The organism is Sphingobacterium kitahiroshimense (assembly GCF_025961315.1).
GTDB lineage: Bacteria > Bacteroidota > Bacteroidia > Sphingobacteriales > Sphingobacteriaceae > Sphingobacterium > Sphingobacterium anhuiense.
The window spans coordinates 4,264,793-4,287,367 of the sequence record NZ_JAOQNK010000001.1 but is presented as its reverse complement, the minus strand read 5'-3'; the positions used below and the strand labels follow the sequence as shown (position 1 = coordinate 4,287,367).

The window sequence follows — 22,575 nt, the reverse complement described above, 5'->3', positions numbered from 1 at the left end:
TCCCCATCTTTGACTGACCAAAAAATTTATTAAAAAGTCAAATATTACTTGATGAACATAAACAAAATCCACGTTTATGTTCATTGAGCATAAATTTATTAACAAATTTTAGCCACATCATATAGATTAATCTGTATATTAGAAACCTTTTTAGAGGTACGAATATATTAATGCAACAAACAAAGTTATCTTCATCACACCGAATTGTTTATTCAATCTGCGAACATCCTTACTTGGGCTATTTAATAGAACCACATGTGGTTAAGTTAAATCCAAATGGGACATATTCACTTCGATATCAACGCGTATTTAGCAATACAGTCAATGAATATGCGCAAGCGGTCGATGAATTGGATTATAAATTAATCCGATTATTAGATGAAATTGAGCAAACAAGCCTTATTAAAAAGTTCCATAAAAAAGCAATAAGACCCGTAGACTTTTTTTCAAAAGTATTTGATAAAAATCTGTATGAATTATTAAGAACAAAAATTGATCAGGTATTGTTACAATTCTTTGCCCTTGTTGGAGAGAAGCCTATATTCCTCATGAGCAAAGATGGTTATCCTGCAGATCAAAAACTATTGATCGCTCCTCAACCCGCTTCCGTACTTTTCCATTTTAGAAGAAATGAAGAGGAAACCCGCTATTTTCCAACGATTAAATATGAAGACCATCGTATGGAATTCATGTTTAAGAACGCACAAGTCATTGTCAATGAACAAGCTTGGCTACTTTTAAACAATACCCTATTCCACTTCGACCAACAATTAGAGGGGAAAAAACTCAGCCCTTTTTTAAATAAAAGATTCATATCTGTATCCAGAAGTACCGAGAAAAAATATTTTGAAACTTTTGTTTGTAGCTTAATAGAGAAATATAATGTATATGCTGAAGGCTTTGAGATCAAAACCCATCAACATAATGCCAACCCAATATTAAAATTAATCTATCATGAGGAAGGTGATTCGCATGTTGAATTGCAGTTTCAATATGGGCCTTATATCTTTTCGTCTGGAAAAGACAATAAGGTCAATGTACGTATGGAATATGATGAGGAAAATGATCTGTATACTTTCCATCGTATAAAAAGATCGATTATTTGGGAAGAAAATCAGGCAAAGATCATTACTGAGCTTGGTTTAGAAAAACTATATCCCCACTCTAATGATTTACTGCCAAAAGAAATACTTGGAAAACGGCCTTCTATTTTTGATTGGATAAGTCAAAATGATTTGGTATTGCGGGAAAAAGGATTTGAAATCATTCAGGATGTAGCCGAAAAGAAATTCTTCATCGGCCAAACTTCCATTGATATATCCATCAATGAGGATAACGACTGGTTTGATATCAAAGCGATCGCAAAATTTGGTCCTTTTGAAATTCCTTTTATTCAATTGCGCCATCATATCCTTCATAACATTAAAGAATTTACTTTACCCAATGGAGAGATTGCGATGATACCTGAAGAGTGGTTTGCACAATACAATCACTTATTTCAATTCTCTAGGGATAAGAATGAATTAAAATTAAATAAAATTCATCTGGGTTTGCTGTATGAAATCAGTGAACATACAGAACTTACCTTTAGTCGAAAATTAAAAAAATTAGCTGATTTCGAAGAAATCGCTGATGCACCATTACCTAAAAATTTTCATGGTCAACTCCGACCTTATCAAAGGGCTGGCTACAATTGGTTCAATTTCTTACAGCAATATAAATTTGGAGGATGCTTGGCAGATGATATGGGTCTTGGTAAGACTATTCAAACATTAGCCCTACTGCAACATCAAAAAGAAATATTAATAGCAGACCATGCTGTCAGAACATCTTTACTAATATTGCCAACCTCATTAATTTACAATTGGCAAAATGAGGCTACTAAATTTGCTCCTGATCTTAAGATTTATCTGCATACGGGAAATAATAGATTAAAAGACCCACAGTTGCTTTCTCCGTATGATCTGGTCATTACTACATATGGTATCACTCGTATTGATGAGGAATTTTTAAATCAGTTTTACTTCAACTATATCATCCTAGATGAAAGTCAAAACATTAAAAATCCAACATCAAAATCATTTAAAGCGATCAAAAGTCTAAAAAGTCAACATAAATTAGCATTAAGCGGAACACCCGTAGAAAATTCAGTTTCTGATTTATGGACACAGATGCATTTTACAAATCCAGGCCTCTTGGGTAGTTATACTTATTTTCAAAAAGAATTTGTTCAACCAATCGAAAAGAAAAAGGATGAAGAAAAAGCAAAAAGACTTCAAACTATAGTTAAACCGTTCATTTTACGTAGAACTAAAGATCAAGTAGCAACGGAATTACCTCCAAAAACGGAACAGGTCCTTTACTGCGAAATGTCAGAGAAACAGCATGAACTGTATGAAAAGGTTAAATCGGAATATCGTAATGCCATTTTAGACAATCAGCTCGCAGGAAAAGCAAAATCAAATCAGATCGCATTATTACAAGGATTGATTAAATTGAGACAACTTGCCAACCACCCGAAAATGGTTGATCAGGAATACACAGGCAATTCGGGTAAATTCGATACTGTCATAGAAACACTTGAAAAAGTACTTCAAAATGGTAATAAAGTATTGATTTTCTCTCAATTCGTCAAGCAGTTGAATATTTTCAGAAGCTATTTTGACAAAAAAAGTATTAATTATGCCTACTTGGATGGAAGCACAAAAAATAGGGACGAAGCTGTTAGTCAATTTAGAGAAGATAAAGACACCAAGCTGTTTTTAATATCCATCAAAGCCGGCGGTGTAGGCCTAAACCTTATTGAAGCGGACTACGTATTTATTTTAGATCCATGGTGGAATCCTGCTGTGGAGCAACAAGCTGTTGATAGATCCCACCGTATTGGACAAACAAAAAATGTCTTTATATACAAATTCATCTCAAAAGATACTGTCGAAGAGAAAATACTTGCAATGCAAAACAGGAAGCGTTCCATTGCTCAAAGTTTAATTACCACTGAAGAAAGTTTTATCAAATCACTCTCTTCAGAAGATATTCAAGAGCTACTGGGTTAGTTGCTCAAAAAAAGCCCCCATACAACGCATGGGGGGCTTATCATATATATCAGTGCTCTTATTCAGCTGTAAAAGCTACTAAAGCTTTATTAACACGAGCTATTACTTCTTCTTGTCCTAATAATGAAACGATTTGGAACACATCTGGACCAAATTTACCTCCCACTAACATAATACGGAAAGGCATCATCAATTCACCCATTTTCATGCCTGACTCCTGAATAGCACCTTTAAAGTACGCTTCCAATGCTGAAGCATCCCAAGACTCAAATTTACCAAATTCGCTATTAACTTTCTGAAAGAAATCCGTTTTCTCAGCAGACCATTTAGGTTTAACAGCAGCTAGGTCATAATTTTCTGGTTGTACAAAGAAGAATGATGCTTGTTCCCAAAAATCCGAAACAAAAGTCAAACGCTCTTTCACTGCACTTAAAACTTCAGTAACAAAATGATCGTCTACCTTTTGCACGTTATGCAATGTTAACAGGGCTTTAATCTGTGGCAATAAATCCTCGTTAGACGATTTTTTGATCCACTCATGGTTGAACCATTTCGCCTTTTCAAAATCAAATTTTGCTCCAGCTTTACTAATACGCTCTACCGAGAATTTTGCGATCAATTCATCTAAAGAAAACAATTCTTGTTCTGTGCCATCATTCCATCCCAGTACACCTAACATATTGACAAATGCTTCCGGCAAAAATCCCATTTCACGGAATCCCTGCGTTACAGTCTCTGATTGCGCATCTTTCCAATTCATAGCATACACAGGAAAACCTAATCGGTCACCATCACGCTTACTCAATTTACCATTACCATCGGGCTTCAATATTAATGGTAAATGTGCCCATTTTGGCATTTCATCATTCCATCCTAAATATTCCCATAATAAAACATGTACAGGAGCAGAAGGTAACCATTCTTCCCCTCGGAAAACGTGAGAAATCTCCATTGCTTTGTCATCGACGACAACAGCTAAGTGATAAGTAGGCATTCCATCAGCTTTTAACAAAACCTTATCATCAATAAGATTAGTATCAAAACTTACTTGTCCACGAATCATATCATTAAAAGAAACGGTTTCATCTGTTGGTACTTTGATACGAACCGTATGGGGTGTACCTGCGGCTAATAGTTCTGCTGTTTCTTCTTGTGATAAACTTAATGAATTTCTAAGTTTCAATCTATTTTCATGGCTGTAACGGAAATTCGGTTGTTCTTTTCGTTGTTCATCCAATTCAGCCGAAGTATCAAATGCATAATAAGCATATCCCTTTTCTATCAATTGTTCCGCAAATTGGCGATAAGAAGGTTTTCGTTCACTTTGACGATAGGGTCCAAAATCGCCACCTTTAAGAGGACTTTCATCTGGTGTTAAGCCACACCAAGCTAAACATTCATTAATATATTCTTCTGCACCAGCAACAAATCGTGTCTGATCAGTATCTTCAACACGCAAAATAAAATCTCCTTGATGTTTACGCGCGTACAAATAATTAAATAAAGCTGTACGAACTCCTCCAAGGTGCAATCCACCTGTAGGACTTGGTGCAAAACGCACTCTTACTTTTCTTTCAGAACTCATGACACAAAATTACCACAAAATTTTCATTTCAATGAAACTATAGCACTGATAACCACAATAAAATAATAAAACAGGGAGTTTATGAATAGATAAATGTTGCCGATAAAGGTAAATTTCATTTAATTACTTAATTTGCGGCAACAAGATTCCTGATCACTTATATGAATCCGTATCAATACAACCAACAACGTTGGAAATTTTTCTTGCTTATTTTCGCGGCCATCATCGCGGCGGCTTCGCTTTTGTACACAAATTACCTTGTTCGAAATTTATCAAAGGTAGAGCGAACAAAAGCAGAAGTATGGGCAATGAGTACAAAAAGTATTATGACCATGCCAGATGTTGACGATGAATTTATAACGTTCGTCTACTCGGTAAGAGATAGTCTAGCAGTTCCTGCAATCATTACCGATGAAAAGGATAATATTGTATTCTGGAGGGATTTAGATTCGACCAAAACCAACATTAAAACAACAGCAAAAGATAGCTCGAACCATCATTTGGATTACGATCCACATTACTTTGAGAAGCAACTCAATTTCATGAAGAAAAGCCATGCTCCTATTATTTTAAATTTAGACAATGGAGCAAAATGGATGGTATATTACAAAGACTCCTGGTTTCTACAACAACTTCGTGTGTTTCCTTATATTCAGTTATCATTAATCGCTATCTTTCTAATTATTGGATATACCGTCTTTAATTCTATTCGAAAATCAGAACAGAATTTAGTCTGGGTAGGTTTGACTAAGGAAGCTGCTCATCAGCTCGGTACACCGATTTCTTCATTAATGGGCTGGGTTGAGCTTATTAAATTAAAGTTCGATGCAGAAGATGACGAAACTTTAAATGAGATGGAAAATGACATTAAACGTTTAGAAATCGTCGCCGATCGCTTTTCCAAAATTGGTTCAACACCTGTTCTTCACAATGCGAATGTTTATGAGGTGATAGCCGCTTACATTCGTTACTTCAAAGTAAGAACAAGTGACAAGATTCTCTTCGAGCTCACGGGTGACAAACATGTTGAAGCGAAACTAAACATTCCCTTATTTGATTGGATTATTGAGAATCTTCTGAAAAACGCCGTTAACGCAATTGCATCAGAAGGAAAGATAACTGTTAAAATATCTGAAAATATTGCGAAAGAGGAAATTTTTATAGACATTAGTGATACAGGTAAAGGAATTCCCAGATCAAATTTTGAAACGGTATTTCAACCAGGTTTCACCACGCGCAAACGAGGGTGGGGATTGGGACTGAGTTTAACCAAAAGAATGGTACATTATCATCAAGGCCACATTTTTGTCAAAGACTCGGAAATAGGAAAAGGAACAACATTTAGAATAATATTAAAAAGTAATCTAACATATGAACCCACTGAAATCTGATGAATACCCAGCGGTGTATTCCACGTACATTGAGACCGTTGTCGGCGATGTCATGGAAGTACTGGAAGAACAAATTTTATCCTTTCCAGCGTTCCTAGATACCATACCTGAAGAAAAAGGCGATTACCGTTATGCTGAAGATAAATGGTCTATTAAAGAGGTTATAGGGCATATTTTGGATAATGAACGTATTATGGCTTACCGTGCCCTGCGCTTCTCTCGAAATGATATGAAAGAACTTTTGGGGTATGATCAAGAATACTTTATCCAAAACTCAAGATATAGCGAACGCACATTAGCCTCTCTAAGTAAAGAATTTGTACATCTTAGAAAAGCAAATATGTTTCTTTTCGAAAACTTCAATGAGGCAGAATTGGAGAGAAAAGGAATGGCGTCAGAAAGACTTACAAGTGTAAAAGCTTTATTATATGTGATTGCCGGACACCTAAATCATCACCGCATAATTATTCAAGAGCGTTATTTCAACTCAAACAATGTCCATGATTTGGTTTCAGAATTACAGCATTAAGCAGATAAACGGTATCCTCTCTCAATATATGACCGGTCTGCTCGAAATTAAAGCGACGGCAATCGATAGTCATTCCATTACTGCAACGATGCCCGTGAATGACAAAACAAGACAGCCATTTGGAATCCTGCATGGCGGAGCATCTGTTGTACTAGCCGAATCAATAGGAAGTATCGCATCCAATCTGATTATTGATCCAGATATTTATAAAGGCGTGGGATTGGAGATTAATGCTAATCATTTAAGACCAGTTGCTACAGGATTAGTAACCGCAGTTTGTACAGCCGTACACATTGGCAAACAAACTCATATTTGGGATGTACGAATTGCAGATGAATCGGGTAACTTAAATTGTATTTCCAGATTGACAGTCGCTATTATACCAAAATAAAATTATTTTAAAACATTTATTCTTATTACTTGTCTTAAATATAAATGAAGCCAACTGGATTGGTTTACAAATACGGTTTTTACAAGAAAGGAGTATTATACTAGGTATAATGCTCCTTTTTTCTAATGAAAATATTACTAAATAATCTCAAAAACCACTTCTTTTTATTTCCTATATTGAATTTATTTAATTAGTCTTGTAATGGAAAGCATGATTTTTTATTATAAACCAATATCAATCGATTGTGTAAGCACATCTTGAATAGAGACACTATAAAAATCATTATTTTCTAATTTTATAATCTAAAAAACAATTAATTGATACTAAAAAAATGAATTCTCAACCAAATTCAGGAAAAACAGCATTTCGCCCCATGGCTATGTGTTGTGCCTTATTCTTCATTTTAGGATTTGTCACTTGGGCAAATGGAACACTTATCCCATTCTTAAAGATTGCCTGTAATTTAGAAACAGATTTACAAGCCTTTTTTGTAACATTTGCTTCTTACATCGCTTACTTCTTTTTAGCAATCCCAAGTTCTTGGATTTTGAAAAAAATTGGTTTTAAAAATGGATTAGTTCTCAGCTTAATTTTACTTGGAGTTGGTTCTTTAATTTTCATTCCTGCTGCAGATGGTAGAAGCTATATTCTTTTCTTAACAGGAATTTTTGTTCAAGGTTCTGCAATGGCATTACTACAAACTGCTGTTAACCCATATTTAAGTATCATTGGCCCTATTGACAGTGCTGCACAAAGAATATCTATTGCTGGCTTTTTCAATAAATCTGCAGGTATTATTGTTCCATTAATATTTGGTACATTATTCTTAAAAGATTCTTCTGCTATAACAGCTAAATTGGATGCCGCGGTAGATATGGAAGCTAAAAATGCCATTCTAGATTCTTTATTACAACGCGTACATACACCATACATTACGTTAGCTGTTATCTTCGTTTTATTTGCGATCGTTATTAAAATAACACATTTACCTGAGGTGGATGTAAATGCAGAAGAAGAACATACTGATGAGAATGGGGCAGTTATTCTTAAAGAGAAAAAAACAAGTGTATTCCAATTCCCACACCTATTCTTAGGCTCTTTAGCTATCTTTTTCTGTGTTGCTGTAGAAGTAATGGCTGGAGATATTATTGGTGTTTATGCAAGAGAATTAAATATCCATGGTGCATTAGTTACCTATGCGACAACATTCACATTAGGATGTATGCTTTTAGGTTACATTGTTGGTATTATTGCAATACCAAAATTTGTTTCTCAACAATTAGCATTACGAGTTTGTACTATTGTTGGTATTTTATTCACTGTTATTTCTGTATTTACAACTGGAATCACTTCATTCATTTTCGTTGCCCTTTTAGGTATTGCCAATTCTTTAATGTGGCCTGCTATTTTCCCACTAGGTATTAAAGGTCTAGGCCGTTTTACTAAAACAGGATCAGCCATCATGATTATGGGTATTGCCGGAGGAGCTATTTGGCCTCTAATTTATGGTTACTTAAAAGATAATTTACATGTTGACTTTCAACATGCATTTCTTTATGCTATGGTTCCTGCTTATCTGTATATCTTATACTTCGCAACAAAGGGCCACAGAGTCGGACAGAAATAAAAAATACTAATTACAATCAAATAGCGATTATTTTTAAGAAATAATCGCTATTTTCTTATCCACCTAAATATGAAAAAATCGTTTTATTGTTTACTATTTGGTCTATTCGTTTATACACAACAGGGCTATTCCCAGAGAATAAATGAACTGAAAGATCCAAAAGCCCCTCAAACAACTGAAAAATGGAACAGTCTAAAAGAGAATAATAATTTTTCTTTTAGCACAGCTGATTATAGTTATTCCAAAAGAAACCCACCCACCCTAGAAACACTAAGTAAATCATGGATTACAAAAGCTTGGAGAGGTGAGAAAGTACATACACAATTAGTCTTTTGGAGTAACCAAAATCACGATAAAATTGAAGTGAGTTCTTCACCGTTAAAAAATAGCAAAGGGCAGGAAATCGGAACAAAAGATATTACTACTGGGTATATTTCTTATGTAATGACAGACCTTCCTGGAGATTTAAAAAATGGTTGCGGTATCAGTAAAATACTAGATTCCGCTTTAGTTGCAGACCGTATCACTAATCAATCAAGTTTTGAATATGATAAAAATACCACGAGACCCCTCTGGTTAAGTATTCAAGTTCCTCGTGATGCAGCTCCTGGAATCTATAAAGGATCACTTACACTAAAAGGTACAAATTATAACACCACTATTCCTTATACAGTAGAGGTATTATCACATATACTTCCTGAAGCAAAAGATTGGGCTTATCATTTAGATCTATGGCAAAACCCTTACTCTATTGCTCGGCATCATAACGTCGAGCTATGGTCTCCTGCACACTTCAGTGTCATGAAACCATATTATGAAAGGTTACGCGATGCTGGTCAGAAAAATATCACTGCAAGTATCATCAACGATCCTTGGAATGGTCAAACGTATGATAAATACCAAGCTATGATCAAATGGACTAAAAAGAAGGACGGTTCTTGGTCATATGATTACAGTATTTTTGATAAATGGGTAAGTTTCATGCGTGAAATTGGAATTTCAGAATATATCAATTGTTATAGCATGATTCCATGGAATATGAATTTCCAATATTTTGATGAAAACACCGGAAAATATGAAATTTTAAAAATAAAAACTGATGATCCAAAATATAGAGCACATTGGTTACCTCTTTTAAAAGATTTCGCAAAACACCTTAAACAAAAAGGATACTTCGAATGGACAACCATTGCCATGGATGAAAGACCCCAGGAAGATATGAAACGTGCTATTGCTATTATCAAAGAAGCTGATCCCCAATTCAAATCATCTCTTGCCGGTGGATATCATCCACAAATTTCGAATGAATTTGCAGATTATAGTATTACTCTAGGAGAAGATATGGCTCCAGATGTATTAAAAGCCCGTCAGGAAAAAGGTTACAAAACCACTGTTTACACTTGCTGTTCAGAAATATTCCCGAACACTTTTACTAATTCTGGATATCAAGAAGCAACGTGGTTAGCGTGGCACAGTGTTCAAAGAGGTTTTGATGGTTATTTAAGATGGGCATTTGACTGCTGGAATTCAAATCCTAATCAAGATACACGTTATGGAACGTGGTTAGGTGGCGACACCTATTTTGTTTATCCTGATAATATGACTTCTATTCGTTTCGAAAAATTAATTGAAGGGATTCAGGATGCTGAAAAAATAAGAATCTTGAAAAAAGAGTTAAAAGCATCTCAATTACAGAAATTGAATGATGCCATTGCTGGATTCACAAATAAAAATATCAATCAAAAAGCAATACCAAACCAAGTGAAAGAAGCACAAAAAATATTAAACAGTTTATAAAAATATAGAATATAAGAGCCGATAAAGATGATTTACCGGCTCTTATTATTAATAATCAAAATTCTTTATTCTGATTTTTTACGAGTAAATTAGGAAAAATTAAACGTTTCCAAAATGAAAAAATCTATTTTAACACTGTGCGCCGCGACGGTACTCACATTTAGTATCTCTACAACTTCTTTTGCTCAAGTAAAATTGCCGCAAGCAAGTAGTACGACTTCGATTACTCAAGGTTTAGGAATTAAAAACATAGCGCTTACATACCAAAGACCGAACATAAACGGTCGTGTTATCTTTGGTAATTTGGTTCCTTACAATGAAGTTTGGAGAACAGGTGCTAATAACCTTCCTATTATTAAATTTGAAGAAGAAGTTACAATAGAAGGAAATAAGGTTCCTGCAGGAACATATGGTATTTTAACTATCCCAACTAAAGGTGACTGGACAATCATATTAACAAAAAACAGTAATCAGTGGGGAGCCTATACCTACGATAAGAAAGATGATTTAGTTCGTTTTAATGTAAAATCCACAAAGCTTTCTAATAAGGTAGAAACTTTTACCATGCAATTTGAAAATGTAACAACTAATTCGGCTACACTATCATTAGCTTGGGAAAACACATACACGAAATTTACAATTAAAACCGATCAAACGAAGGAGATTTTAGCTAATATTGATCAAGCAATGAAAGGTGATAAAAAACCTTATCTACAAGCTGCACAATTTTACCTAAGTAATAATTTAGATCTTAATAAAGCATTAGCTTGGGCAAATGAGGCTGAAAAAGAAAATCCTGATGCACCATATGTTCGTTATTGGAAAGCTAAAATTCAATTAAAATCTGGCGATAAAAAAGGTGCAATTGCAACAGCTCAAAAAGGAGTAGAAATTGCACAAAAAGGGAATAATGCTGAGTACGTTAAATTAAATAACCAGGTGATCCAAGAAGCTGGTAAATAATAATATTATGCTATAAAAAACGCCACTTCGAAAAAAGTGGCGTTTTTTTATAATTCTTCTTTCAGCAATTCTGCGAGTTCCTCATGTGTAATATTCATATTGACATTGCCATCTTTTGCAAAAGATATTTCACCCGTTTCCTCTGATACAATAACAGCGACAGCATCAGATACCTCTGTCACCCCAATCGCGGCACGATGTCGTAAGCCAAATTGCAAAGGCAGATCTTCGCTATCTGATAAAGGTAAAATACAAGAAGCTGACATAATTTTAAAATCAACAACAACTACAGCTCCATCATGTAAAGGGCTATTCTTATTGAAAATACTTTCTATTAGGCGCTTAGAGATATGTGCATCAATATACTCACCACTGCTTTGATAGTATTCTTCATCAAAATATTTAGAAAAAACCAATAGCGCACCCGTACGGGATTTTGACATGCTACGACATGCCTCAATAATAGGTCTCATGTGTTCAGAATTATCTTTTGCAACAGTACGTTTGCTAACCAAAAAGGACCATAAGATCTTCTTTCGCTTCATCGAAATGTTTTTCCCTATATGTAACAGGAAACGCCGGATCTCCTGTTGAAATACAACAATCAAGGCAATAGAACCAACAGAGATAAAGCCCCCAAATATTTCCGTCAGCAAGCGCATATGCATCTGCTTAACAATTATATATATTCCGTAGAATAATGCGACACCTATTAATATATTAACAGCAATGGTCCCGCGTATCAAACTATACACATAGTAAATAATAATCGCTACTAAAATAATATCGATAACATCGAGCAAGCGGAAACCTCTAAAAAGGCTGTAATCAAATCCTTCCATATAGATGCAAGTTAAAAAAAATCAATTTAAGAATCTGTTCTTTATCAAGCAAATTGTTGCTAATATGAGTAAGCATGCAAATTGTTTTGTATTTTTACTTTAAAGATTGAAATCAACATGACTGCATTATCTGTAAACATCAATAAAATTGCTACCCTACGTAATTCTCGTGGCGGAAATAATCCAAATGTATTAGCAGCTGCTCTAGCCTGTGAACGTTTTGGTGCAAATGGAATTACTGTACATCCAAGACCTGACGAACGCCACATCCGTTATGCAGATGTTTTTGACTTAAAAGCCAATATTCAAACAGAATTAAATATTGAAGGTAATTGTCAGGAACAAAAATTTATAGATCTTGTTTTGGCGAACAAACCTGCTCAGGTAACATTAGTTCCTGATGCGGAGGGACAGATTACTTCGAATCATGGTTGGGATACTATTAAAAATAAGGCATATCTGACTGATATGTGCAAACTATTTAAAGATCAAGGTATTCGAGTTTCTATTTTTGTGGATCCAGATGAAGATATGGTTGAGGCAGCAGCAGAAACGGGTACTGACCGAATTGAGCTTTATACAGAGTCATATGCTCAAGCATTCTTAGATGAAAGAGATGAAGCGATCAAACCTTATTTTCATGCCGCATTAAAAGCGAGAGAGGTAGGATTAGGCATTAATGCTGGTCATGATTTAGATTTAAATAACCTAACTTACTTTAACGAACATATTCCCGGATTGTTAGAAGTAAGCATAGGACATGCTCTAATTGCTGATGCCCTGTACTTAGGCTTAGAAGAAACGATAAAAAGATACTTAAACGCACTTAAATAAAACAAAAGAGGCTTTACAAATGTTAAGCCTCTTTTGTTGTTATGTTTATTCTATTCCTTTGAATATTCTATTCCATCTTATTTTCGATAGTCCCGATCCCAATTCATCAAGACTTAACCAGGTAAATAATGCTTTACCCACTATATGATCTTCCGGCACGAAACCCCATCCTCTAGAATCTAATGAATTGTGTCTATTATCACCCATCATCCAGTAATAATTCATTTTGAAAGTATAAGAATTAGCTTTTACACCATTAATATAAATACCATCAGACTTATTTTCTAATTTATTACCTTCATAAACAGTGATTGCACGTTCATATAGTGGCATTGTTGCACTATCTAATTGAACTGTCCATCCTTTACTCGGAACTTTAATAGGACCAAAATTGTCAAAATTCCAGTTCAGAGATGCAACATGAGGAAAAGTTCCATCTTCATTTTCTCCAGCTTTACGAATATTGGGAACAACTTCCTTTACATTTATCCAACCTTTGACCATTGCAGCCTCATCTGCTGTCATAAAAACTTGATAAATGTTAGGTTGTCCGGTATCAGACATTTCTAATCGTTTTTCTTTCATCACACGCAGATCCAAACCAGATTGATCCGTTACTACAATATAATCTAATTGTCCTTCTGGCGGATTAAAACCAGGCTTACCATTTACAAAAAATACTGCATTTGCCATTGAAACTTCATCTCCAGGCATCCCTACACAACGCTTGATGTAGTTTTCACGTTTATCAACGGGTCTGTTGTAAGGAGCATCGGCTTCCATAGGATAATTGAATACTACGACATCATTTCTTTTGATATCCTGAAAACCAGGTAAACGTTTATAAGGAAGTTCGATCAGTTCGGAATAAGCTTTTCCGCCTGTTAGCGGCATCGTATGATGAGCAAAAGGAAATGCCAAAGGTGTCATTGGAATACGAGGCCCATAATTCAACTTACTAACGAACAAGAAATCACCGACTAACAATGTTCGCTCCATGGATCCAGTTGGAATCATATACGCTTCAATCAAAAAACCACGAATTAAGGATGCTGCAACTGTTGCAAAAACAATCGCATCTGCCCATTCGCGGGCCATTGATTTTTTATAAAAATATTTCTTTTTAAATTCCTCTGAATTTGGATTTCCTAAATACTTTACTAGAGGATCGTTACCCCAAAGAGGCAATACAATAAAAGGAGCTAAAACTGCTGCCGTATTTTCCCAGAATCTTCTTTTCCCAAATGCCTTTATAAGGTCCAAATACAATCCATAGAAAATAAAAATATTTACGATTGGAACTAGCAAAAGAACAACAATCCATTTTGCACGACCTGTCAATTGAGCCATCACATATTCCCGATAAAAAGGAACTAATGCTTCCCATCCCGGTCTTCCTGCCTTAACAAATAATTTCCAAAGCCCGTAATGAGCAACTACTGTTAAGACCGCAAAAATAATATACCACATAAGCTTCTTAAAATTTTATTGTTTAATAATCTAATATTTCAATTAGTATAATAGACTATGGATTCGTTACAGAATCCTTATTTTTTAATGCAAAATCGGCAACTTAGTTACCGATTAAAATCAAACATTTCTGTCACCTGATAGAATCCTTGCTTTCCAAATAACCATTCAGCAGCAATTACTGAACCTAAAGCAAAACCATCACGACTGTGTGCTGTATGCTTAAATTCAATTTGATCCACTTCAGAACTATATACAACAGTATGAGTTCCTGGAACTTCTTCAATACGATGACTCTCTATTAGCAATTGATCTGCTTTCGGAATAACCTCCTCTTCTCCATCGCCAACGACAGAATTAACCCAGGAAGTTTTAGTGTCGCTATTGTTCAGGATACCCTCCGCTATTGTAATAGCAGTTCCACTTGGTGCGTCCAATTTGTGGATATGATGAATTTCCTCAACCTGTACATCGTAAGCTTTATAAGGCTGAATTGCTCTCGCCAACATCTTATTGATATGAAAAAAGATATTTACACCGATCGAAAAATTAGAACCATATAAGATAGACCCATCCACAGAGAGACATTTCTCCTTGATCGTATCAAGATGTTCATACCAGCCTGTTGTACCCATTACAATCGGAAGATTTGCTTCTAAGCAAAGTTCCATATTAGCTATCGCTGCCTGTGGAACACCAAAGTCAATTGCAACATCTGCACCAACCAGTTCATCCACTGTAATGAGATTACGATTTTCGCTATTGACGATCAAATGAATTTCATGCCCCCTCTTTTGAGCAAATTTTTCTATGATTTGGCCCATTTTTCCGTAGCCGAATAATACTATTTTCATATCTATTTCAGATCATATTTAAATAAAGAAGACCAAATAAATCTATGCGACAGCGCACAAATACAGCTTTAAGTTATATAATTTTTATTTTATTTTCATGGATAATTTCAGTCCCATAGTTGGAACGGCATTAAATGCAAAACTATTTGATGGGCCCTGAAGTACAGTTGGCCTAATGGAAAATGCGACCTTTTCAGAACTTACACTCCATCGATTCTTTAGCATTGAGTCCACATAGGCTTCAACCACATTCAACCCGTATAACCCCACAGTTAAAAGCACCATTAAATCTCGATTACGCCGTGCATAATCTTTTGCACTGATAAGACCTTGATCTGAAGCGTTAAAATACAACGGATTTTTCTTCTGATTAAATTCAAAACGATAATCAAGTTCATCAAGAAGTTCTTTATAAAAACGGTTGTTAAAGTCAAAGACAAGTACCGTGGTTGCAAATCCTCCATAAATTACAGGAACCTTGATCCACCATAATCCCTTATTGGTATATTGACCCCATCCTGGCAAAACTAAAGATCGCTTCCATGCGGTAACGGTTTTGGCTTCAATAGCAAGACGTGTTGAATCTTTAAAGATTTTGGGTGTTTTTGCTTCTTCTTCAGCCTTCTCTCTTTTTTTTCGTTCCCTACGGCTCTCTTTTTTTGTTGTATCCTGCACTGCCGATACTTTTTTCGTTGAATCTGTTGCTGTAACTGTTTTTAAAGCAACTTTATCCTTTGTATCAACTTTCTGTGCCTGCGCAGCAAAAAAGATAAATATAGAACAGAATAAACTGATTATTTTATACATCTTACCAGTCTAATAATTCCAGAATACGGCTCAGATCATCTTCAGACTCAAAAGGAATTTCGATCGCACCTTTTCCTTTTGCACTTTTCAAATTTAACTTAACCTGAGATGAAAATTTAGATGCCAGATCATCTTCAATCTTTTGAAACTGAAATGATTTAGGTACATTCTTATCTTTTTGTGCTTTCTTTTTATTGCCATTTTGAATCTCCCGCACCAATTCTTCTGCCTTGCGAACAGACAATCCTAAGTCAACGATCAATTTAAAGATATACAATTGCTTATCTACCTCTCCCACATTAATTAGCGCACGTGCATGTCCCATCGTTAACTCTCCATCACGGATCGCTGCTTGAATAACAGGAGGCAATTTCAATAAGCGTAAATAATTGGTTACGGTAGAACGGTTTTTACTTACACGTTCTCCCAATTCTTCTTGCTTCAAATTACACTCTTCAATCATCCGTTGAAAACTTAATGCTACTTCAATCGCATTTAGATTTTCACGTTGAATGTTTTCAATCAGTGCCATTTCCAACATCTGTTGGTCATTCGCTGTCCGGATATATGCCGGAATTTCGGTAATACCAGCTAATTTTGATGCACGGTATCTGCGTTCTCCAGAAATCAACTGGTAGGCATTCTCACCAATTTTTCTAACAGTAATAGGTTGAATTAAACCTTGCAATAAGATCGATTCAGACAGTTCCTGTAGCGCTTGTGGATCAAAATCAGTACGGGGTTGAAATGGATTCATTTCTATCGTATCCACATTAACTGTACTAATATTGCCAGATTCTTTTGATTTTGTAGCAGATTCTACCCGGGATGTTTCTACCTCCGAATTTCTTTCAGGGATATCGGCACTATCGTTTAATAAGGCACCTAATCCTCTTCCTAGACCTGTTTTTCGCTGTTGTGCTGCCATATTATATTGTAACTGTTGAATCTAATTCTTTTAGATGTCCGTTCTTATGTAAAATTTCTCTGGCCAAATTTAAATAGTTGATTGCACCTTTACAGGATGCATCGTGCATAATCACAGAAATACCAAAACTTGGCGCCTCACTTAATCGCGTATTTCGCTGGATAATCGTTTCAAATACCAAATCAGTAAAATGTGTCTTAACTTCCTCTACAACTTGATTAGACAAACGTAATCGCACATCGTACATGGTCAATAAAATACCTTCTATTTCCAAACTAGTATTTAAACGTGTCTGAACAATTTTAATTGTATTCAACAACTTGCCTAGCCCTTCTAATGCAAAATATTCACATTGAACAGGAATTACAACTGAATTTGAAGCCGATAAAGCATTAATCGTAATTAAACCTAGTGAAGGAGAGCAGTCAATAATGATAAAATCATAATCATCCTTTACCTGATCTAAGATTTTTTTCATCTTATACTCACGTTCGTGCATATTAATCATTTCGATCTCAGCACCTACCAGGTCAATATGAGCAGGTAATAAGTCTAAATTAGGAGTTTCAGTAGCTTGAATAGCATCACGTGGATCTAGATCATTTACCAGACACTCATAGATACTTTCTTTAATGGTTCTTGGATCAAATCCAATTCCAGAAGTAGAGTTTGCTTGTGGATCAGCGTCAACCAATAAGGTTTTATATTCTAAAACAGCTAAACTAGCTGCCAGATTGATTGATGTTGTCGTCTTACCAACACCACCCTTTTGATTTGCAATTGATATAATTTTACCCATTTCGAATGAAATTCTTTCTTTATAAAATGTCATTTTGTTCCCCTAAAGTCACAAAAAAGGATTATTCTGTTCATTCATAAATTCTTCCACGCAAAAAAACACTTAAATCATGCATATTTCTTACTTTTGAAAGCATCTAAAGGAATAGATCCTCAAGATGCTAAGATACAAAAAATCAGGATATACATCCACTTTGTTCCTTGGGTTTTTATAAGTTACAACTAGACAATGATTTTAATAATTTCGGGGACGAATCGACCCAAAAGTAAGACGCTAAAAGTTGCACAATACTATCAAGATTACATACAAAAAAGCGGTGAAAGCTGTCAAATACTACCTTTAACAAATCTACCTGCAGATATTATAGTCTCAGATTTATATGGTCAACGAAGTGACCAGTTTAAAAAGATACAACAGTTGGTATCTGAAGCCGATAAATTTATTTTTATCACACCAGAGTATAATGGCAGTATACCAGGCGTACTCAAGGTCTTCATTGACGCCTGTACTTTCCCAATTAGCTTCTGCCATAAAAAAGCGGCTCTTGTTGGTATTTCATCGGGACGCTATGGTAATTTAAGAGGGATAGATCATCTAACCGGAATATGTAATTACTTACGTATGCATGTTTTACCATTAAAAATTTTTTTACCTCATATTCAAAATGAAATAAGCGAAGAAAATACATTTGTGCATATTGAAACAAGGAATGCCATTCATGAACAAATAGATGAACTTATTCATTTTTAAAAATTTACAAAACACAAGAGCCAATGCTTACACGCATTGGCTCTTGTGTTTTAATTCAATAAAAGCGCAAATATTTGTATTTTGCCCAAAACTTAATCATATGAAATTAAAAATTACATACCTCCTATTATCCATTGGCTTACTATGGTCTTGCAAACAAACTACAGAACATAATACGCTAAGTGCAATCGAAAAAGAAGAGGGTTGGCAACTTCTCTTTAACGGAAAAGATATTAACAATTGGCATATTTACAACCAAGGGAATCAACCCTCTAAATGGGTGGTAAAAGATGATGCTATACTTTGCGACCCCACTGTTAAAACTGGTGTATTTGGAGATTTAGTTTCGAATGAAACTTTTCAAGACTTTGACTTAAAATTTGATTGGAAAGTTGCCAAAGGTGGCAATAGCGGCGTATTTATAGATGTTCAAGAGGATCCAAAATATGACGCTACATTTGTTACAGGACTTGAAATGCAACTTTTAGATAATGCCAATGCGGAACCGCGGCATCAAACAGATTCAACACATTGGGCTGGATCGTTGTACGCAATAAAGGGCATAGGATCCAATTCAAAACCTAATCCCTACAACGAATGGAATCAATCTAGAATTGTACAGAACAAGGGAAAAGTAAGCTTTTGGTTAAATGGGAAGTTAACATTCGAAAACGAAACCAACACCCAGGAATGGAAAGATCTTGTCGCTGGTACCAATATGAAGAACTATCCAGATTTCGGTAAATTCCAAAAAGGAAAAATTGCCTTACAAAACCATACTGATGAAGTTTCTTTTCGTAACATCAAAATTAAGGTATTATAAAAAAATAAGAGCAGGTAATCCTGCTCTTATTTTTTAAATCAGATTAATATCCGAACAACTCTTGCAATGTTAATTTCTTAACTTCTCCAAGTTTTTGCAGATCCTCCATTTTTATATTTTCATCTTTTGCAACAATACAATAAACATAAGGTTTACGACTCATTTCTTTATTATGAAAAGCTTTTAGGTCTGTAAAACTTAATTTTGGTGCTTGTTCATAAACATCTTTACGGATATCTGAAGTAAGTCCCAACCGCTGTGCACTTAGATAATTTGATAAAATATTTGCATTTGTAATTCGGTCACTAGCCAATGATTTTACTAAACTAACTTTAGCAATATCCAAAGCTTTTGGAGCATCAGGTAAATCATTTAATAGTTCATTCATACCGACAACAGCTTCATTAAATTTATCGGCCTGTGTACCGACATATGCGCCTACCGAATAATGATTTTCCTTTTTAACAGGAGAAGCAAAATTAGCATAAGTAGAATAAGCTAAAGCTTTAGATTCTCGAATCGTTTGAAATACGATACTTCCCATACCTCCACCAAAATACATATTAAATAATGCGACAGTAGGACTATATTTTGAATTATACACTTCAGAATTTCTAAACCAGAATACTTCCGCCTGCTTCATATCAAAATTAGTAAACAACACTTGATTTTTAGGGGTAGGCAATTCTTCAAAAGTATTTGCTTTCTGAACTGTAGCAAAATTGGTATTTGAATTTAAAGGTTTAAGAGTAGCAACCAATTGACTGGTGGTCTTAGGCCCGTAATATAATATTTGATGTTTTGTATTTGCCAGCTCGTGTAAAATAGCAACTAAGTCCGATGCTTTGATCGCATCCAACTCTTGATCTGTCAAAACATTATTAAAAGGATTTTTAGCTCCATATTTTGCATATGACCTCAATCCTTCCATGATCAAGTTCTTATTTTCTTTAGCATTTGTTCTTGATTTCTTCAAACGACCGATATAAGCTTCCAATGCTTCTTGATCACCAACACTATTTTTTAATAAATCTTGAATCAGCTCAACTGTTTGTTCAAAATTTTCATTTAATCCTGAAATATTAATACGTGTTTCTTCATTACCTGAAGACACTGAAAAATCTGAGGCCAACTTATAAAACGCCTTGCTGAAATCTTCACTGGTTTTTTCTTTAGTACCTAAGAATTCTAAATAATCTGCGGCAATACTTAATAACTTATTATTCCATTTCCCCATCTCGTAACGATAAGTTAAACTAAACAATGCGTTATCTTTATTTTGCACTGCGATCACATCAAGACCTTTTAAGGTAGTCTTTTGTACATCTTTAGTATAATCTAACCAGACAGGTGCAATTTTGCTTTCAGGCATTGCAGCAATAGTTTTTAGAAAAAGTGATTGATCGTCACGATTTACAACTACAGGCGTAATAGGAGGTTTCTCTACTTTTACAATGCTATCGTCAATGCCCTTACGTTTATAGACCACTACATAATTATTATCATTCAGATATTTTGTAGCAAAATCCATAATATCTTTCTTCGTGATTTTAGTTAAGTTATCTGAATAACTCAATTCTGTCGACCAATCAACTCCAGAAGTAAAGGCATCCATTAACTCCTCAGCACGATTACTATAGCTTTCATTTCGTGAAATTTCTGATTTCTTTTCGTTATTTACAATGGAAGTAATCAGGTCGTCAGAAAAATCACCTTTACGCAGCTTATCCAATTCTCCTAAAATCAAAGATTTCACATCATCTAAAGATTGACCTTGACTTGGATTAGCCTGCATGATCAACATCGAATAATCTTTTAATACATATGGAAAAGCCCCTGCTCCCAATAACTTTTGAGATTTCACTAAATCTAAATCAATTAATCCAGCTGAACCATTTGTAAGCATATTTCCGAGCAAATTTAACATTTGAGCATCTTTTGTAGATGCACCGGGGAAACGGAAACCTAAAAATAGAAATTCCGATTCTGGACCTTTAACCTCTCTTACAATTGGTTGTTTGATGTCTTTTTCAGCATCAAAAGTATAGGCTGGAATTTCTTTCGGTTTCATATAACTGAACGCCTGATCGATTTTCTTTACTACTTCATTTGGATCAAAGTCACCAGACATAATTACCCCCATATTATTAGGGACATAATACGTATTAAAATATTCACGAATCGCTTTCAAAGACGGGTTCTTCAAATGTTCAACCGTACCGATAGTTGTCTGTTTTCCATAATTATTATTTGGAAACATCGCCTCAAACATGGCTTCTACAGATTTACGTCCATCATTATCCAAACCTCTATTCTTCTCTTCGTAAACAGCTTCTAATTCTGTATGAAACAATCTTAATATAGGATTACGAAAACGCTCTGCTTGTACAGCCAGAAACTTATCGATGACATTATTGGGAATATCCTCAGTATAGACAGTCTGTTCAAAAGAAGTGAAGGCATTTGTCCCTTCAGCCCCCATCTCACTCATCAATTTATCGTATTCATTAGCAATAGCATATTTTGCTGCCTCGCCAGAAACCTGATCGATCTGCTTATAAATTTCTTTACGCTTGGCTTCATCCTTAGTGGAGTTATACTGTTCATATAAACCATCGATCTGATCCAGTAATGGTTTTTCCTTTGCCCAATCTTTTGATCCAAACTTATCAGTCCCTTTAAAAAGCATGTGCTCTAAATAATGTGCTAAGCCTGTGTGATCTGAAGGATCAGTTTTACTACCTGCTTTCGTTGCAATATAGGCCTGAATACGAGGTACCTTTTTAGAAGGGCTCAAAATAACTGTAAGACCGTTTTTTAATGTATAAAAACGCGAATTTGTAGGATCATTGGTTACGTAACGATACGTATACCCACCCTCGTTTGCTTCTTTCCAATCATACTTTTTCACCTGTGCAAAAATTGTTACGTGTGATAAGAACACAAAAGCTATTACCGAAATAGATTTTAAATTCATTTCTAATAAGTTTATATAATACAATCAAATATATAAATGTTTATATGAAAACTCATCGTGTTTGAACATCTTTAAAATGACAACACTACTATGAGGTAAATTTCAATTGCGAAAGCAATCAGCTAGATCAATTTAGCTTCGATAAAATATAA

The 22,575-nt window shown here is 34.9% G+C and carries 18 protein-coding genes; 10 read left to right on the top strand and 8 right to left on the bottom strand.

The window, feature by feature from the left end; genetic code table 11:
* The first annotated feature begins 170 nt into the window (after positions 1-170).
* On the top strand, positions 171-3,056 hold the full coding sequence (locus M2265_RS18705; protein WP_021188008.1) for a DEAD/DEAH box helicase: 2,886 nt from the start codon (positions 171-173) through the stop codon (positions 3,054-3,056).
* A 58-nt stretch (positions 3,057-3,114) separates the two neighbouring features.
* On the opposite strand, the gene gltX is transcribed toward M2265_RS18705, so the two are convergent.
* Positions 3,115-4,641 carry a glutamate--tRNA ligase gene (gene gltX / locus M2265_RS18700; protein WP_132769345.1) on the bottom strand — a complete coding sequence of 509 codons (1,527 nt, stop codon included), beginning with the start codon at positions 4,639-4,641 and terminating at the stop codon, positions 3,115-3,117.
* A gap of 161 nt (positions 4,642-4,802) precedes the next feature.
* Between gltX and M2265_RS18695 the strand changes: the two genes are divergently transcribed.
* The 6 genes from M2265_RS18695 to M2265_RS18670 all read left to right on the top strand — a co-directional run bounded on the left by M2265_RS18695 (position 4,803) and on the right by M2265_RS18670 (position 11,339).
* Complete coding sequence (locus M2265_RS18695; protein ID WP_132769347.1) at positions 4,803-6,032, top strand: sensor histidine kinase; 1,230 nt, start codon at positions 4,803-4,805, stop codon at positions 6,030-6,032.
* The gene (locus tag M2265_RS18690; protein ID WP_132769349.1) at positions 6,013-6,561 is read left to right on the top strand and encodes a DinB family protein; all 549 of its coding nucleotides are present in this window, start codon (positions 6,013-6,015) and stop codon (positions 6,559-6,561) included. Before M2265_RS18695 ends, M2265_RS18690 begins: the two co-directional genes overlap by 20 nt.
* Complete coding sequence (locus M2265_RS18685; protein ID WP_132769351.1) at positions 6,533-6,952, top strand: hotdog fold thioesterase; 420 nt, start codon at positions 6,533-6,535, stop codon at positions 6,950-6,952. The genes M2265_RS18690 and M2265_RS18685 overlap by 29 nt, the downstream gene beginning before the upstream one ends.
* A gap of 331 nt (positions 6,953-7,283) precedes the next feature.
* Positions 7,284-8,579 carry a sugar MFS transporter gene (locus tag M2265_RS18680; protein WP_021188012.1) on the top strand — a complete coding sequence of 432 codons (1,296 nt, stop codon included), beginning with the start codon at positions 7,284-7,286 and terminating at the stop codon, positions 8,577-8,579.
* Positions 8,580-8,648: 69 nt separating this feature from the next.
* The gene (locus tag M2265_RS18675) at positions 8,649-10,376 is read left to right on the top strand and encodes a DUF4091 domain-containing protein (protein WP_132769353.1); all 1,728 of its coding nucleotides are present in this window, start codon (positions 8,649-8,651) and stop codon (positions 10,374-10,376) included.
* Positions 10,377-10,490: 114 nt separating this feature from the next.
* The gene (locus M2265_RS18670; protein WP_132769355.1) at positions 10,491-11,339 is read left to right on the top strand and encodes a DUF2911 domain-containing protein; all 849 of its coding nucleotides are present in this window, start codon (positions 10,491-10,493) and stop codon (positions 11,337-11,339) included.
* A 47-nt stretch (positions 11,340-11,386) separates the two neighbouring features.
* On the opposite strand, the gene cdaA is transcribed toward M2265_RS18670, so the two are convergent.
* The gene (gene cdaA / locus M2265_RS18665; RefSeq protein ID WP_021188015.1) at positions 11,387-12,181 is read right to left on the bottom strand and encodes a diadenylate cyclase CdaA; all 795 of its coding nucleotides are present in this window, start codon (positions 12,179-12,181) and stop codon (positions 11,387-11,389) included.
* Between the two features lie 117 nt (positions 12,182-12,298).
* Here cdaA and M2265_RS18660 point away from each other — a divergent pair, with 117 nt between their 5' ends.
* Positions 12,299-13,015 (top strand): pyridoxine 5'-phosphate synthase, encoded by a 717-nt coding sequence (locus M2265_RS18660; RefSeq protein WP_021188016.1) that lies wholly within the window; start codon positions 12,299-12,301, stop codon positions 13,013-13,015.
* 45 nt (positions 13,016-13,060) lie between these two features.
* Here M2265_RS18660 and lepB read toward each other — a convergent pair whose 3' ends face one another.
* From lepB to M2265_RS18635, 5 genes are all read right to left on the bottom strand, one after another.
* Positions 13,061-14,485 (bottom strand): signal peptidase I, encoded by a 1,425-nt coding sequence (gene lepB, locus M2265_RS18655; protein WP_132769357.1) that lies wholly within the window; start codon positions 14,483-14,485, stop codon positions 13,061-13,063.
* A 107-nt stretch (positions 14,486-14,592) separates the two neighbouring features.
* Complete coding sequence (gene dapB, locus M2265_RS18650; RefSeq protein WP_132769359.1) at positions 14,593-15,339, bottom strand: 4-hydroxy-tetrahydrodipicolinate reductase; 747 nt, start codon at positions 15,337-15,339, stop codon at positions 14,593-14,595.
* Positions 15,340-15,423: 84 nt separating this feature from the next.
* Positions 15,424-16,146, bottom strand: coding sequence for a DUF5683 domain-containing protein (locus M2265_RS18645; protein WP_132769361.1), 723 nt, complete (start codon positions 16,144-16,146; stop codon positions 15,424-15,426).
* A 1-nt stretch (position 16,147) separates the two neighbouring features.
* On the bottom strand, positions 16,148-17,074 hold the full coding sequence (locus M2265_RS18640) for a ParB/RepB/Spo0J family partition protein (RefSeq protein WP_021188018.1): 927 nt from the start codon (positions 17,072-17,074) through the stop codon (positions 16,148-16,150).
* Between the two features lies 1 nt (position 17,075).
* The gene (locus M2265_RS18635) at positions 17,076-17,873 is read right to left on the bottom strand and encodes a ParA family protein (RefSeq protein ID WP_132769363.1); all 798 of its coding nucleotides are present in this window, start codon (positions 17,871-17,873) and stop codon (positions 17,076-17,078) included.
* A gap of 228 nt (positions 17,874-18,101) precedes the next feature.
* On the opposite strand from M2265_RS18635, the gene M2265_RS18630 reads away from it, so the two are divergent.
* Complete coding sequence (locus M2265_RS18630; protein ID WP_132769364.1) at positions 18,102-18,623, top strand: NADPH-dependent FMN reductase; 522 nt, start codon at positions 18,102-18,104, stop codon at positions 18,621-18,623.
* 100 nt (positions 18,624-18,723) lie between these two features.
* Positions 18,724-19,446 (top strand): DUF1080 domain-containing protein, encoded by a 723-nt coding sequence (locus tag M2265_RS18625; RefSeq protein ID WP_165905862.1) that lies wholly within the window; start codon positions 18,724-18,726, stop codon positions 19,444-19,446.
* A gap of 43 nt (positions 19,447-19,489) precedes the next feature.
* On the opposite strand, the gene M2265_RS18620 is transcribed toward M2265_RS18625, so the two are convergent.
* On the bottom strand, positions 19,490-22,423 hold the full coding sequence (locus M2265_RS18620) for a M16 family metallopeptidase (protein ID WP_132769368.1): 2,934 nt from the start codon (positions 22,421-22,423) through the stop codon (positions 19,490-19,492).
* Positions 22,424-22,575: the final 152 nt, after the last annotated feature.

What these genes read in the sequence shown, in the direction of transcription:
- M2265_RS18705 (WP_021188008.1), top strand. Translation starts at nt 171, where the DNA reads ATGCAACAAACAAAGTTATCTTCATCACACCGAATTGTTTATTCAATC.
- gltX (WP_132769345.1), bottom strand. Translation starts at nt 4,641, where the DNA reads ATGAGTTCTGAAAGAAAAGTAAGAGTGCGTTTTGCACCAAGTCCTACA.
- M2265_RS18695 (WP_132769347.1), top strand. Translation starts at nt 4,803, where the DNA reads ATGAATCCGTATCAATACAACCAACAACGTTGGAAATTTTTCTTGCTT.
- M2265_RS18690 (WP_132769349.1), top strand. Translation starts at nt 6,013, where the DNA reads ATGAACCCACTGAAATCTGATGAATACCCAGCGGTGTATTCCACGTAC.
- M2265_RS18685 (WP_132769351.1), top strand. Translation starts at nt 6,533, where the DNA reads ATGATTTGGTTTCAGAATTACAGCATTAAGCAGATAAACGGTATCCTC.
- M2265_RS18680 (WP_021188012.1), top strand. Translation starts at nt 7,284, where the DNA reads ATGAATTCTCAACCAAATTCAGGAAAAACAGCATTTCGCCCCATGGCT.
- M2265_RS18675 (WP_132769353.1), top strand. Translation starts at nt 8,649, where the DNA reads ATGAAAAAATCGTTTTATTGTTTACTATTTGGTCTATTCGTTTATACA.
- M2265_RS18670 (WP_132769355.1), top strand. Translation starts at nt 10,491, where the DNA reads ATGAAAAAATCTATTTTAACACTGTGCGCCGCGACGGTACTCACATTT.
- cdaA (WP_021188015.1), bottom strand. Translation starts at nt 12,181, where the DNA reads ATGGAAGGATTTGATTACAGCCTTTTTAGAGGTTTCCGCTTGCTCGAT.
- M2265_RS18660 (WP_021188016.1), top strand. Translation starts at nt 12,299, where the DNA reads ATGACTGCATTATCTGTAAACATCAATAAAATTGCTACCCTACGTAAT.
- lepB (WP_132769357.1), bottom strand. Translation starts at nt 14,485, where the DNA reads ATGTGGTATATTATTTTTGCGGTCTTAACAGTAGTTGCTCATTACGGG.
- dapB (WP_132769359.1), bottom strand. Translation starts at nt 15,339, where the DNA reads ATGAAAATAGTATTATTCGGCTACGGAAAAATGGGCCAAATCATAGAA.
- M2265_RS18645 (WP_132769361.1), bottom strand. Translation starts at nt 16,146, where the DNA reads ATGTATAAAATAATCAGTTTATTCTGTTCTATATTTATCTTTTTTGCT.
- M2265_RS18640 (WP_021188018.1), bottom strand. Translation starts at nt 17,074, where the DNA reads ATGGCAGCACAACAGCGAAAAACAGGTCTAGGAAGAGGATTAGGTGCC.
- M2265_RS18635 (WP_132769363.1), bottom strand. Translation starts at nt 17,873, where the DNA reads ATGGGTAAAATTATATCAATTGCAAATCAAAAGGGTGGTGTTGGTAAG.
- M2265_RS18630 (WP_132769364.1), top strand. Translation starts at nt 18,102, where the DNA reads ATGATTTTAATAATTTCGGGGACGAATCGACCCAAAAGTAAGACGCTA.
- M2265_RS18625 (WP_165905862.1), top strand. Translation starts at nt 18,724, where the DNA reads ATGAAATTAAAAATTACATACCTCCTATTATCCATTGGCTTACTATGG.
- M2265_RS18620 (WP_132769368.1), bottom strand. Translation starts at nt 22,423, where the DNA reads ATGAATTTAAAATCTATTTCGGTAATAGCTTTTGTGTTCTTATCACAC.